At 43.2% G+C, this 13,654-nt stretch carries 11 protein-coding genes; 8 read left to right on the forward strand and 3 right to left on the reverse strand.

Annotation, left to right across the window (positions count from 1 at the left end):
• The coding region (locus E1163_RS30510; protein ID WP_185156033.1) for an SH3 domain-containing protein at nucleotides 1-647 on the forward strand (647 nt) is incomplete at its 5' end.
• 6 nt (nucleotides 648-653) lie between these two features.
• Here the strand turns inward: E1163_RS30510 and E1163_RS30990 are convergent.
• Nucleotides 654-3,326, reverse strand: a complete 2,673-nt coding sequence (locus E1163_RS30990; RefSeq protein WP_221417971.1) for a T9SS type B sorting domain-containing protein — start codon at nucleotides 3,324-3,326, stop codon at nucleotides 654-656.
• Between the two features lie 64 nt (nucleotides 3,327-3,390).
• Between E1163_RS30990 and rlmD the strand changes: the two genes are divergently transcribed.
• The 5 genes from rlmD (at nucleotide 3,391) to E1163_RS09535 (ending at nucleotide 7,201) form a co-directional block, all read left to right on the forward strand.
• Nucleotides 3,391-4,812 (forward strand): 23S rRNA (uracil(1939)-C(5))-methyltransferase RlmD, encoded by a 1,422-nt coding sequence (gene rlmD / locus E1163_RS09515; protein WP_155171206.1) that lies wholly within the window; start codon nucleotides 3,391-3,393, stop codon nucleotides 4,810-4,812.
• A 4-nt stretch (nucleotides 4,813-4,816) separates the two neighbouring features.
• Nucleotides 4,817-5,116 (forward strand): DUF2752 domain-containing protein, encoded by a 300-nt coding sequence (locus tag E1163_RS09520; RefSeq protein WP_221417972.1) that lies wholly within the window; start codon nucleotides 4,817-4,819, stop codon nucleotides 5,114-5,116.
• A gap of 12 nt (nucleotides 5,117-5,128) precedes the next feature.
• Nucleotides 5,129-5,476: a TM2 domain-containing protein gene (locus E1163_RS09525; RefSeq protein ID WP_155171207.1), complete on the forward strand. Its 348-nt coding sequence runs from the start codon at nucleotides 5,129-5,131 to the stop codon at nucleotides 5,474-5,476.
• Nucleotides 5,477-5,512: 36 nt separating this feature from the next.
• On the forward strand, nucleotides 5,513-6,583 hold the full coding sequence (locus tag E1163_RS09530) for a potassium channel family protein (protein WP_155171208.1): 1,071 nt from the start codon (nucleotides 5,513-5,515) through the stop codon (nucleotides 6,581-6,583).
• Between the two features lie 90 nt (nucleotides 6,584-6,673).
• On the forward strand, nucleotides 6,674-7,201 hold the full coding sequence (locus E1163_RS09535; protein ID WP_155171209.1) for a hypothetical protein: 528 nt from the start codon (nucleotides 6,674-6,676) through the stop codon (nucleotides 7,199-7,201).
• Nucleotides 7,202-7,519: 318 nt separating this feature from the next.
• Here E1163_RS09535 and clpB read toward each other — a convergent pair whose 3' ends face one another.
• Nucleotides 7,520-10,126: an ATP-dependent chaperone ClpB gene (gene clpB, locus E1163_RS09540; RefSeq protein WP_155171210.1), complete on the reverse strand. Its 2,607-nt coding sequence runs from the start codon at nucleotides 10,124-10,126 to the stop codon at nucleotides 7,520-7,522.
• Nucleotides 10,127-10,263: 137 nt separating this feature from the next.
• Here clpB and E1163_RS09545 point away from each other — a divergent pair, with 137 nt between their 5' ends.
• Nucleotides 10,264-11,565 carry a tetratricopeptide repeat protein gene (locus E1163_RS09545; RefSeq protein WP_155171211.1) on the forward strand — a complete coding sequence of 434 codons (1,302 nt, stop codon included), beginning with the start codon at nucleotides 10,264-10,266 and terminating at the stop codon, nucleotides 11,563-11,565.
• 221 nt (nucleotides 11,566-11,786) lie between these two features.
• On the forward strand, nucleotides 11,787-12,308 hold the full coding sequence (locus E1163_RS09550) for a hypothetical protein (protein WP_155171212.1): 522 nt from the start codon (nucleotides 11,787-11,789) through the stop codon (nucleotides 12,306-12,308).
• 46 nt (nucleotides 12,309-12,354) lie between these two features.
• Here E1163_RS09550 and E1163_RS09555 read toward each other — a convergent pair.
• Nucleotides 12,355-13,654 (reverse strand): saccharopine dehydrogenase family protein (locus tag E1163_RS09555; protein WP_155171213.1); only part of this gene is annotated, 1,300 nt, incomplete at its 5' end.

Here is a 13,654-nt window from a genome sequence, read left to right on the forward strand (position 1 = left end):
TTCAAGCCGACTCTCTCTTCCTCTCCAAAAAGTATACAGAGTCTTTCGACATCTATCAGCACTTGCTGGAAAAAGAGCGCCTCACTTCACCGGCCATGCTCCTGAAGATGGGCTTCATTAAGGAAGGTCTTGGCGACTATACCAATGCTCTCTACTACATCAATTTGTATTACCTGCAAACAGCAGACAGGAAAGCCCTGGACAAAATGGAAGAGCTTGCCAAGGCACGAGACCTGCAAGGCTATGGCTATGGTGATTTTGATTTTTTCAAAACCGTTTTTTTTAAATTCTTCGATACCATTGTAATCGTACTTCTTGCCCTGGCCCTGATGCTTGTAGCTGTAATGGTATATCGGAAAAAGAAATATAACAGAAAGCCGGTAGTTGCCGGTGTCTTTGCCATCATTACCCTGGCTTTGCTGTTTTACACCTTAAACTTTGGCAGGGATTATCACAAAGCAATCATTACTCAAAGCAATACCTACATCATGGATGGACCGTCTGCCGGCGCTGAAGTAGTGGCCATAGTGGGCAAGGGACATCGGTTACCTGTAAAAGGACAAAAAGATATCTGGACCCAAACCGAATGGAATGGCCAGACAGTCTTCATCAAAGAAGACAAACTGAAAAAGATCTCCTTTCTGTAGTCGGGGTTAGAAACGAATGGTAAGTGAACCACGATAGCCCCTGTTGGTATATTCTATGTAGTAGAAATACACTCCGGAAGCCACATCCTCACCATACCATTTGAAATAACGGTCTGTGCTGGAATATACCTCCCTTCCCCAGCGGTTGTATACCACTACTTTCTCAAATTGACCGGCACAGTTGTCTATGGGAAGAATATTTTCCTCTATCCCCGTTTGCTCATCGATCCGGTACATACCAAAGTAGGTATTAAGCTCATCGCCATTTGGAGTAAAGACGTTAGGCGGAATAAACTGCTCACTCTTATCATTAATATCCTTAATGTGCACCACCAAAGCATACTCTTTAGCCCGTGGCTGAGTACAATGGTTATCCTGCACGGCAAAAGTCAGCGGCACAAATACCTCAGGCTGCCCCTCCAGCACATGGCACTCGGGAGACCATGTGAAGTCTGAAACCACAGTGCCCAACCCTGTTTTCCTGGCAAAGTTGTATCCCAGCACCTCTGACTGATCATCAATAAGGTATAATGTCAGGGAATCACCTTCAAAATCGCGGCCGGTAACCCGAAGGCTAACATCTTCATCAATAATGATATGTACCGTATCCTGAACAATGGAAGCTTTATTGACGCTTTCCACAGTCAACAACGGATCGGAGTTAGGCGGCGGAGACAATAGAAAATCAACTGTAAGCGTGTCCCTGTTAGTGATCTCACATTTATCGAAATCTTCCATCATAAAATAGATGCGGAATGAATCCTGCTCAGCCAGATTGAACTTTTTGCATTCCAAAGCCCATGCGAAGGTGGAATTCAATTGAGTTGCTGAGGGCTTGCCTTGCCCTTCTACGCGATTATAATTTACGCCGTAATCAGAAAAGGAAAAATTCGCAGGAACTGCCTCTATAAATGTCAAATCCCCATCCAAATCTGTTCCGCGCACATCAAAGGATACAGTCTCATCAAGCAGGGCTGTCACCTTAGCGTATTGATTGCTGCTTCCCAGCTTATTGCTGTACACATCTGGCAGGCTGTTATCCGGTAGCTTAATGTTCAAAAACAGCGTAACCAATACCGGTTCTTCATAGAGGCAATCATCCTGATCCTCAAGATAGATATTTATTTCAAATGATGTCTTCCCATCAAAACTTATCTGCTGACAATCATAGTTCCACTGTAGCCAGGTTTCCCTAACGCCCGGACCATTCGACTTATTAACGATGCTCATGCCATAATCCGCCAATTCAAAATCAACAGGTTCAAGCATAAAATCCATCAAATCATTATTCCCATCCTGCCCCAGTAGTTCAATGATTTTCATTCCACCTGCTTTTTCATTCACAGTCACCAACCGCTGAATTGCCGCAGAGTAGCTACCATCGCTATCCTCCTTATGACTAAGCACTGGAAGGTCATTATCCGGAGGAGTGATTTTTACCGTCAATTTTACAGTGTCCTGCAAAGGCTGCGGACAGGTATCATCCAACCCTATAAAATTCACCTCAAATGGAAGGTCCTTATCAGGAGGGCAGTCTGTAAAACAAACCTGAGCAGTCAATTGGTCTCCTGCCGGAGATGTACTTAAAATCTGAATATCAAAATTCTCCTCGTCATATCCTATCGGATCAAGCTTCAGGTTAACCTTACCACCCGTTTCATCTTCAACAGTGAATTTCACACATTTATCATCATCTGCCAGAAAGTGTAAAACATCCCCTTCATTGTAAGTTGTACCATCTTCAAGCTCAATATTAACATTAGGCTCACTCCCTCCGGGTGGGCATTCAACCACAACCATCTGAAAATCCCTTCTCACCTCTCCTATTTTCTCTCCATCCCTGAACTCTTCACACTTAACGGCAAATACAAAAATCCCTTGCTCGGTAGGTGTAACCCTCAGAAGACCGTCTGCCGATATAGACAGGTCAGGATTACCATGAACAATATTATTGATGTTGTATGTAGACTCCCAGATCACATGAGGGTACGGCGCCGTAGAAGGCGGCTGAGGATGAGGAATTGCTGAAGGTGTATTGAGTGGAGTTGCCAAAGTATAAACCAAGGAGTCACCATCAGCATCAAAACCGTTAAAGTCGGCATAATATCCGCGACCGACACAGGCGTAGTCACTCAAAGGAGGGAATAGTTGGGGTGTATTGTTAATAAATCGCTTTCCGTCTTTGATCAGTGGTGGTATTTCCAGGTAGAACGTAAGGCCTGAACCGATACCACCTGCATCAGGGTTCTCACTCACCACATTGACAATGTTATAGTTTCGGCAACAGCGCTGCCAGACAATATAATAGCCATCGGGATCATTGTAGCTATTGGGATCAAGCGTAATAACCCGGCTAAAAACAAGTTTGGTGGTTTTTACAATGGCATCATTAGCACATGAAGGCACGGTATACTCCACAGGCTCCTCAGAAAACAGTGACAATTGAATATCCTGCATCATCACGGCATTGTCACTTTTGCGGTATATCCAGGCTAGCGGCAGGGGCGTGTACTTGGCACCGGGAGCACCATTGATCTCATCAAAATAAATGATCAGGTTTAATCTGTAATTATTCCCACTGAGGTAGACTAATTCAAACTCTCCCCCTACAATATGAGAAGCAAATGAGCTAACTTTGCAGATTAATATGAGAATGGATACGAGTAAAATTTTTCTCATAACGAACACAAGTAAGTTTGGAACAACAAGTAAAAGAAACCTGATTGATTGGGGCCATTAAAACATGAAGATAAAAAATAAAGTTTTAAAAGACATAGAAATTGAAGGTATTGCGGCGGAAGGCAAGTGTATAACCCACTATGACGGAAAGGTGGTCTTCGTAACCGGTGTAGCCCCCGGAGATGTTGCCGACATCAAAATAATAAGGAAAAAGAAGTCCTTTCTGGAGGCTATTCCTTTGCATATCTCAAAATACTCCGACAAGCGTCAGGAGCCTTTCTGCAGCCACTTTGGCACTTGCGGAGGTTGTAAGTGGCAGCACATCAGCTACGACACCCAATTAGCCTATAAACACCAGCAAGTGATAGACAGTCTGGAAAGGATCGCCAAAGTACCCTTCTCCAATGTAAGTCAGATCCTTCCTTCAGCAGACACCCGGTACTACAGAAACAAACTGGAGTTTACTTTCTCCAACAAAAGGTGGCTTACCAAAGAAGAGATCGATAGCGACGAAAACCTTGACCGGAATGCCCTTGGCTTCCATATCCCTAAAAGATTCGATAAAATTCTGGATATAGACCATTGCTACCTGCAGCCGGACCCTTCAAACGACATCAGACTGGCAGTAAGGGAGCTGGCCCTTGAACACGACATTTCCTTCTTTGACCTGATCACGCAACAGGGCTTTCTCAGAAACCTGATCATCAGGGATACTTCCATTGGTGAGGTTATGGTTATCCTCCAGGTAGCGGGTGACGATAAGGAAACACTTGAGTTGGTACTTAATCACCTTAAAAACAAATTTCCAGAAATCACTTCGCTGAATTATGTAATCAACACCAAGGGCAATGAAACTTTTCATGACCTGGAAGTGGTGAACTGGCATGGTAAGCCCTATATTATGGAAGAGATGCCACTGCCTGATGCTCCCGATCAGGTTGTAAAATTCAGGATCGGCCCCAAATCATTTTTCCAAACGAACGCCAAGCAGGCCAATCTACTTTATAAAAAAGCCTGGGAGCTAGCGGGCTTAACCGGTGAAGAGCTGGTTTACGATCTGTATACCGGCACCGGAACCATCGCCAATTACGTAGCCCATAACGCAAAGAAGGTTATTGGGATTGAATATGTTGAGGCTGCTATTGAAGATGCCAAAGTAAATGCTGAGATCAATAATATCAGCAACACTACTTTTTTTGCCGGTGACATGAAAGACCTCCTCAATAATGAGTTTATCCATACACACGGCAGACCGGATGTGATCATCACTGACCCCCCAAGGGCCGGGATGCATGAAGATGTTTGCAAAGTAATACTCAATGCAGCCCCGGAGCGTGTAGTATACGTTAGTTGTAACCCTGCCACACAAGCCAGGGATATTGCTATTCTGGATCAGAAATATAAAGTAACGGCAGTACAACCAGTTGATATGTTCCCACATACCCACCATGTTGAAAACATCGTGCTGCTGGAGCTTAAAAAATAACAAGATGAAGAAGCTCAGGGCCATAAGAATGAGGTTTTCGCCAGAAGGCATCATATGGTTAACAGCCCTTATAGCCCTGGCATTGCTCCCAACCGAGTCTTCCACACACTTTACACTATGTCCGCTAAGCAACCTTGGCCTTGACTTTTGCCCCGGATGTGGCCTTGGAAGATCCATTTCCCTTGCTTTCCAGGGAGAACTCACCGCTTCATTTGCCACTCACCCTTTAGGATTATTCGCAATAATAATATTATCTTACAGGATAATTACATTATCATTTTATTCAATCAAGTCAAAAATTTAACAACAACTAGAAATGGCAAACGCAATGCACTTAATGCCTGAGCTTCAGGGAGAAGAACTGATATACATACAGGCAGTTGTAGAGAAAATGGATGAAGAGCAGGCAAGGAATTTTATCGGCATCTATCGGGCAAGAAGAAAAAACCCTCAGGAAATACTGATTTTTTCCCTCATCGGTTTACTGGGTATTGCAGGTATACAACGCTTCGTACTCAACCAGGTAGGCATGGGTATTTTATTCTTTTTTACAGCAGGCTTATGCTACATTGGCACCATTATCGACATTATAAACTATCAAAAAATGACTTTTGAATACAATCAAAAGATTGCTGATGAAGTTCGTTTAGGTATGCGAATATAAACTTCAAAATAAGCGGGTTACATATGTACAACTAATATGTTGAAAAAGCCCAACTACATAAAATTGCTGGCAATAGCATTTAGCTTTATCATAATCTATGTGCTGTTGCTGAGCATTTTAATAAAAATAGAGGCCGCACACCCACAGGCCAATATCAAAAGTTTCGACGACGCCCTCTGGTTCTCCATTGTTACCCTTACCACGGTTGGCTATGGAGATTTACATCCCGTAACGGACCAGGGCCGGCTTTTCGGTTCCATCTTCCTTATTTTCAGCCTCGGCTTCTATGGCGTACTTATCGGACAAATCACCAACATTATGAATACCGTTAAAGAAAATAAAAAATTAGGCCTCGATGGCACTAACTTCACCAACCACGTGGTCATGATCGGGTGGTCCGATTTTGGCAAAGCTGTAGTGGATCAGTTGGTGGCTGCCGGCAGAAACATCGCCATAGTGACCAAGGAGAAGGACAATGTTGACATAATTCATGAATACTACTCCACAAAGCAGGTTTTTACTTTATTTTCGGACTACAACAATTTCGACCTCCTCCACAAAGTAAATATCCGCGAAAGCTCCATAGTGTTTGTTAACCTGCATGATGACACTGAAAAGCTCGTGTACGTGCTCAATATGAAAAAGCATTACGAAAACCTAAACTTCGTGGTAACCCTGGATAATGCCAACCTCAAAAGCACATTCCATAGTGCCGGTGTAACCTACACAGTGTCCAAACATGAAATTGCTTCCAAGCTACTGGCAAGCTACATCTTCGAACCTGATGTAGCAGTTTATAGTGAGGAGATCATTGCTTACCCGCAAACCGATGAAGATTATGACATCAAGCAGTTTATGGTATTGGAAAATAATCCGTTTAAAGACCACTTTTATGAAAAGGTGTTTTTTGACTTAAAAAAGGAATTCAATGTGGTACTCCTGGGAATCGTTAAAATAGAAGAGGGCCAAAGGAGGTTATATAAAAACCCCTCAGAAACAATTAAAATCGCACAGGGCGACTACCTGATTATGTTGACAAACAAAAACGCTATCAAAAGACTAAAGGGCTTCTTTGCTGTAGAAGAAGGGTACATTTCAAACTTTTAAATTAAGAGTTTTACTTAGGGTAAATTAGGTATTTACCCTTATAATCTTCCGCTCTTGCATAACCATATTTGTATAAAAACAACCTTGGTTATGAAAACTTCAGTTAAAGCCCTCTTCTACGTCTCATTGTTCACCGGTATCCTGGCTTTTCATAACAAAACCAGGGAATCCAACACCTTTGATTATAAGGGCAATACTTTTCAAATTCCTCATGCCTATCTGGAAACGTATGGCATGCACCCGGACAAGAGATCGTATGACTACGACGTGCATCTCGGCTCCGAAATCAAAGCTGATTTCACCAAAACCTTGGCCCTGAATTATATCTATTTTGATTTACATAGTGATAACCCCGCCACCATAAGTGCCGGAACCTACAAATTCAGAGAAACTGAGGACAAAGAAAGAGATCCTTTCACCTTCACCGGCGCAGAAGTACTCATAAAATATGACCTCAGCAGTAAGAATGGAGAATCGCTATACGCCACGGATGGCACTATAAAAGTGTCTCAATGGAAGGATAAATATGTTATTGAATTTCAGCTAAAGCTGGATAATAATGAGGTAGTGGAAGGAGTTTACAAGGGCAAGCTGATGAATTGGGAAGCCGGGGTTTAGAAAAAAGGTATCAGGCGGGATTGTCTCGAAACATTAACTTTTCGCCTCTGTGCCTGATAGGCAGTCGTTAGTAGCAATCAGGGGTCAAGCTGAATTTCTGAGGAGATCCTAAATTTCATCTCTTTGCTGGCAGGTAGTTGTTAATCGCAATCGGCAAAAGTAGTTGTTAAACTATTTAAGGAGCAAGAGAGGTGGGTTCCTAATTTACTTCTCAGGTTTCTGCGCCTGACTATAAAAAATCAATTCTCATAAAAAGGTAGCCCCGGGGAACCACCCCCGGGACCGTTCAACCTAAACCCAAATACCAACTTCACATACCTAAACTTCAACTTCGTCAAGATTTATAAACTCTATCTGACCGTCTTCACCAAGACTAACGCCTACTATAGCGTCTTTATTGATCTTGCCGGCCAATATTTCTTTTGACAATTCATTCAATATCTCACGCTGCAACACCCGCTTTAACGGCCTTGCCCCAAACTGAGGGTCAAAACCTTTCTTGGCAAGGTGGTCTAACGCATCGGTAGATATTTCAAGTTTGACACCAGACTCTGCAAGCCTTTTCTGTATCTGCTTAAACTGAATATCCACAATCTTGCGAACATCCTGTCTGGACAGCGGCCTGAACATGATGGTTTCATCCACACGATTCAGAAATTCGGGTCTCACCGACTTTTTCAGCAATTCAAAGACCTCATCCTTCGTTTTGTCGATAACTTCTTCCAAGTTATCATCATTCAAGTCTGCAAAATTATCCTGAATTATGGAAGAACCAATATTTGTGGTCATTATTATGATCGTATTTTTAAAATTAGCCACACGACCCTTATTATCAGTCAGTCTTCCATCATCCAAAACCTGTAAAAGGATATTGAACACGTCAGGATGAGCTTTTTCAATCTCATCAAGCAGGATCACGGAGTAAGGTTTTCTTCTTACCGCCTCGGTAAGCTGTCCGCCTTCATCATAGCCCACGTATCCCGGAGGCGCACCCACCAGTCGGCTCACAGAATGCCTTTCCTGGTATTCGGACATATCTATCCTTACCATAGCATTTTCATCGTTAAAGAGATATTCAGCTAAGGCCTTTGATAGCTCCGTCTTACCAACGCCCGTTGTTCCAAGAAATATGAATGAGCCAATCGGCCTTTTAGGGTCCTGCAGTCCTGCCCTACTCCTACGCACCGCATCAGATAGGGCCCGTATGGCTTCTTCCTGTCCGGCTATGCGTTTTCTCAATTCCTGCTCCAAAGATAACAGTTTTTCTCGTTCACTTTGCAACATTTTGGACACCGGAATTCCGGTCCACCTGGCCACAACCTCAGCAATATCCTCGGAATCAACTTCTTCCTTCATCAAACTTTCTTCCTGAATTTCCGATATTTTTTTCTGGTACTCCTCAAGTTGCTTTTCTGCCTCTACTATCTTACCATACCGGATTTCAGCTACACGACCAAAGTCACCGCTTTTTTCAGCCTGCTCAGCCTCAAATTTCAGCCTGTCTATTTCTTCTTTCTGATGCCTAATCCCTTGAATTACAGTCTTTTCATTCTCCCACTTGGCCTTCAGGTCATTGCGCTTTTCAGTCAGGTCGGCGATCTCTTTAGTAAGCTGCCGCTCCTTTTCCTTATCTTTTTCCCTTCTTATGGCTTCGCGTTCGATTTCAAGTTGCATCACACGCCGGTTCAGCTCATCGAGTTCTTCGGGCAATGAGTCCATTTCCAGCCTCAGCTTAGAAGCGGCCTCATCCATCAGGTCTATAGCCTTATCTGGCAAAAACCTGTCGGATATGTACCTTTGAGAAAGCTCTACTGCCGCGATTACAGCATCGTCTTTTATACGCACCCCGTGATGGATCTCATACTTATCCTTGATCCCTCTCAGAATAGAGATGGCATCCTGCGCTGATGGCTCATCTACCGTTACCGCCTGAAACCTTCGTTCCAGCGCTTTATCCTTTTCCACATACTTCTGGTACTCCTTAAGTGTAGTGGCTCCAATGGCATGCAGCTCACCTCTGGCCAGCGCAGGCTTGAGCAGGTTGGCAGCATCCATAGCACCTTCACCGCCACCAGCTCCGATAAGGGTGTGGATCTCATCTATAAAAAGTATGATCTGGCCGTCAGAGTCTGTCACTTCCTTGATCACGGCCTTGAGCCTCTCTTCGAACTCTCCCTTATACTTGGCACCTGCTACCAGCAAACCCATATCCAGGGAGATAAGTATCTTATCTTTCAGGTTCTCGGGCACATCACCATCTACTATCCGCTGTGCCATGCCTTCCACTATCGCAGTTTTACCTACACCTGGCTCCCCAAGTAATATCGGGTTGTTCTTGGTCCGCCTTGAAAGGATCTGCAATACCCTGCGTATTTCATCATCACGGCCAATCACGGGGTCTATCTTACCCTTTTTGGCCTGCTCATTAAGGTTGATCGAATATCGCTCCAGTGAACGGTACTTCGATTCTGCATTTTGATCTGTCACTTTGCTTCCTCCTCGCAATTCTTTAATTCCTGCTATTAAACCCTTCCTGTCAAATCCAACATCCTTAAGCAATGTTGCTGTTTTGTCCCTGCCATCGAGTATACCCAGGATGATATGCTCAACAGCGATATACTCGTCCTTAAACTCTTTCAGCTCCTTTTCCGCTTTTTGCAGTGCCGCCGCTGAGTCGTTGGACAGATAAGGTTGCTGGCCGCTCACTTTTGGATACCCGGTGATGATCTCATCAAGTTTGGTTTCCAAATGTTGCCTGTTAACGTTTGATTTTTTGACCAGAAAAGAAATTACATTCTCATCTGATGCCAAAATGGCCTTCATCAGGTGACCGGGCTCTATAGCCTGCTGCTGGTTACCAGCAACAATTTCCGCCGCCTTCTGAAGCACTTCCTGTGATTTGATTGTATATTTATCGAAATTCATATCCGTAATTTTCTTACTTTAACCTACACTGATCAAATAACCCGCCATTCTCTGAAATAGAGAAAAAGCAGAAATTATGTCAGTTTTTTGATAAAAAAATGCTATTTTGATGTCATAGTGTCTTGTAAACTAAGCTGATGATGAAATCCCTTAAACAAACCTTGTTGATTTGTCTGCTCATAGCAGGTATTAACGAAGCTGCCACTGCTCAATTGAATTTGCCGGAAGATGAGGCCTTAAGCAAAAAAGCACAGAATGAACATGCTATGTTTTCTGATAGCTTCAAGTTTAAAAAAACAACAGAAGCCAGAAAACATCTTGCCTGGCTGCTAAGCAACACGCCGGAAATCCATGAAAGCATCTACATTAATGGCATAAAACTCTATCAGGATTTTGCAGAAGATGAAAGCAACCCTAAAGCCCAGGTCTATCAGGATTCCGTTATGCTGCTATATGATCTTCGCATCAAGTATTTTAACAACGAAAAAGACCTTATTGACAGAAAGGCATCAGCCGCTTACAAGTACTACCGTAACCGGGATGATAAAACTTTGGACCTTTTCAACGTCTTTGAACGTACCTATGAACTGAACCAAAAAGATGTAGGCACTAATAACCTGGCCACCTATATGGACGTGACCCGGAAGTACCACAAAATAAAACCTCTCACCAAAGACGACATCCTTGACCGCTACTATCGTGTAATAGATGCTATTGATTATAAAGAGCAGCAAGGCGGAGATGGCGAAACTTTCGAGAAGGTCAGGGCTGTAGCCACTAAAATATTATTGGAGATCATTGACATCGACTGTAATGTAATCAAAAATGACCTGGTTCCGCGAATGAGGAAAGATCCTAAAATGACTCCAAGGGTCATCTCCCTTTCATTATCGCAAGGCTGTACCAATGAGCCTTATTTTGAGGAGGCAGCCAAAATACTCATGAAAGATAAGCCAGACTATGCGTTACTAAGGTTTTTAGCTATCAAAGCGGCTGAGAAAGGAAATATGGAAGAAGCTATGCAGTATTTTAACCGTGCTATCGAGGCCACTAATGATCCTTCCAAAAAAGCTCAGATACACTATGATATAGCCGTTCAGCATAACAAAGTGAATAACAAGCCCGAAGCCAGAAGATATGCAGAAAAAGCAGTTGAGACGGATGCAAATTTCAAAAAAGCATATAAACTGATCGGTGACTTGTACTACAGCAGTTTCAACGACTGCAAGAAAGAGGAAAGCTGGGTGAGTGACCGTGCGGTATACTGGCTGGCCTATGACATGTACCAGAAAGCCGGTGACCAGGACGCTATGCGCAGTGCCGAGACACAGTTCCCAACAATCAGTGACATATTTACAGAGAACAGAGAAGAGGGACAGACCATCAATGTAAATTGCTGGATCAACCGCTCTACAACCATAAGAAGGCGAAAGGAATGATAAAGGATCAAGCAAAGTTTCCGGGGGAAACTTCAACTCTATGTTTGACAAACAATTGTTAAGCAGTTGGCAAACTAAGGGAAAATGGCAATGGACGCGGTTTACGTGATTTTAAGCGATTAGGCTTGCAAGCTTTGTTTTCTGTTCTATTTACTGCAGCTTTTCAGTTTGATCCGTTAAAAACTGCACGGATAAAACTAAAAGTATATTTTTGTCTGCCCTTGAAGAATATAGATGTGGATATAAGAAAAGAACTGCTAAAGGAACATTCCAAATCAAACGCCAACAGGATTGCCCGTTACATTTCAAATGATCCCACACGCTTTGATGTGCTCATGAAACTGTTCCTGAGCAATGAATACCGTGTCACACAAAGGGCTGCACAGGTTGTAAGCATGTGCGCGGAAAACCATCCTGGACTGATCCGGCCTTACCTAAAGCAAATGATACTGAACCTGAGAAATGATGTGCATGATGCTGTAAAAAGAAACACACTGCGAATACTACAGGATATCGAACTGCAAGAAAACCTTCAGGGAGATATGACAGACATTGGTTTCCAACTGCTTACTTCGGCAAGGGAACCTGTAGCCGTAAAAGTTTTTGCTATGACAGTACTGGCCAATATCTGCAAAAAGGAACCTGACCTGAAAAATGAACTACAGATAATTATCGAAGATCAGATGCCATATGCATCGGCAGGCTTTATCAGCCGTGGAAATAAGATATTAAAAAGGCTCTAACATTACTGAAGAGCCTTTTTAACATTTTAACTTTAATCGAGAGGAATTATTTGACCTGCTTTTCAGACAGCTCGAAGCCCTGCTCTGACAATTCTTTTAATATAGGTGTATAAACGTCTCTTTCAATCGGTATTTTCACGCCTTTAGATTTAATTTTCCCTTCCAGTATCAGCTTTGCCGCTATACCCACGGGCAGTCCTACTGTTTTGGACATAGCTGTATTCTTCATGTCATCACCAACCGCCACAAGCGTACTATGGATCTCCCGGGGCTTACCATCCTCCAGGTACTCAAACTTGTGCCACATCACAATCATATCCTTATCATCAGGCTTGAGTGTCCATTTCTTCTTTAATATATGCTCCAGTATTTGAGCAGGCGTACCGCTATCAAGCCCTACCTTTTCATCGTCAAACACACCAGACCATTTCAATCTATGCATTTCAGGGCCATCAAGCTCCAGATTCATATAGTGAGCCAATTTCAGCTCCACGGTATCGTAAGGGTTGTACGATAAAAAGGAATTAATAAACTGCCTGTGAGTCATTTCCTTAACTCCTTCCATTTCGTACGTATCGTCGGTGGCACCCAATTGCACAAAAATATCCCAGGTGCGGCAAAATCCCGGCTTCCTGAAAGTGCCCCTGTAAATGGTTTTTATTCCTCGAAGACCATAAACGTCCAGATATTTTAAAGAATCACGGTTGGCATATCCTTCAAAGTACCCGTAGCCCGGGATATGGACCTGCTCAGTCCTTCTAAACAATTTATGGTATGGTATGTATTTATAATTTCCTTCCTGGATAAATTTCACAATTCCCTGTCCTGCCAGCACCACGTTTCTCGGGTTCCAGGTAAATTTGTATTCCCACGGATTATCGTCATCCGCACTGGGAGCAAGCAAACCGCCAGTGAAAGATTCGAAGGCTGTAAGCTCATGGCCGGCATCCCTGATATGGTCTATTACCTTCATGGCAGACATGTGATCTATCCCGGGATCAAGTCCACATTCGTTTAATATGATGATATCTTTTTCCGCAGCAGCCTTATCGAGGGCTTTCATTTCATCGGACACATAAGAGGCCGTGATCATATTGATACCCTTATCAACACAAATACCCGCTACTACAGGGTGAAATTTGGCAGGCAACATTGAGATCACTATGTCTGCCTTTGCTATTTCATCCACACGTTGCGCCTCATTCATGATATCAAACTGAAATGCACTGCTGTTTTTGCTTTCAGCACATTTCTCCTGAGCAAGCTCGAGGCTATAATCCCCTACACGAACATGCCACTCATTACTTTGTGCATGGAGCAGTAAATAATCTATAAGTGACGAAGCC

The organism is Fulvivirga kasyanovii (genome assembly GCF_009711405.1).
In the GTDB taxonomy this organism is placed as follows: Bacteria; Bacteroidota; Bacteroidia; order Cytophagales; family Cyclobacteriaceae; genus Fulvivirga; species Fulvivirga kasyanovii.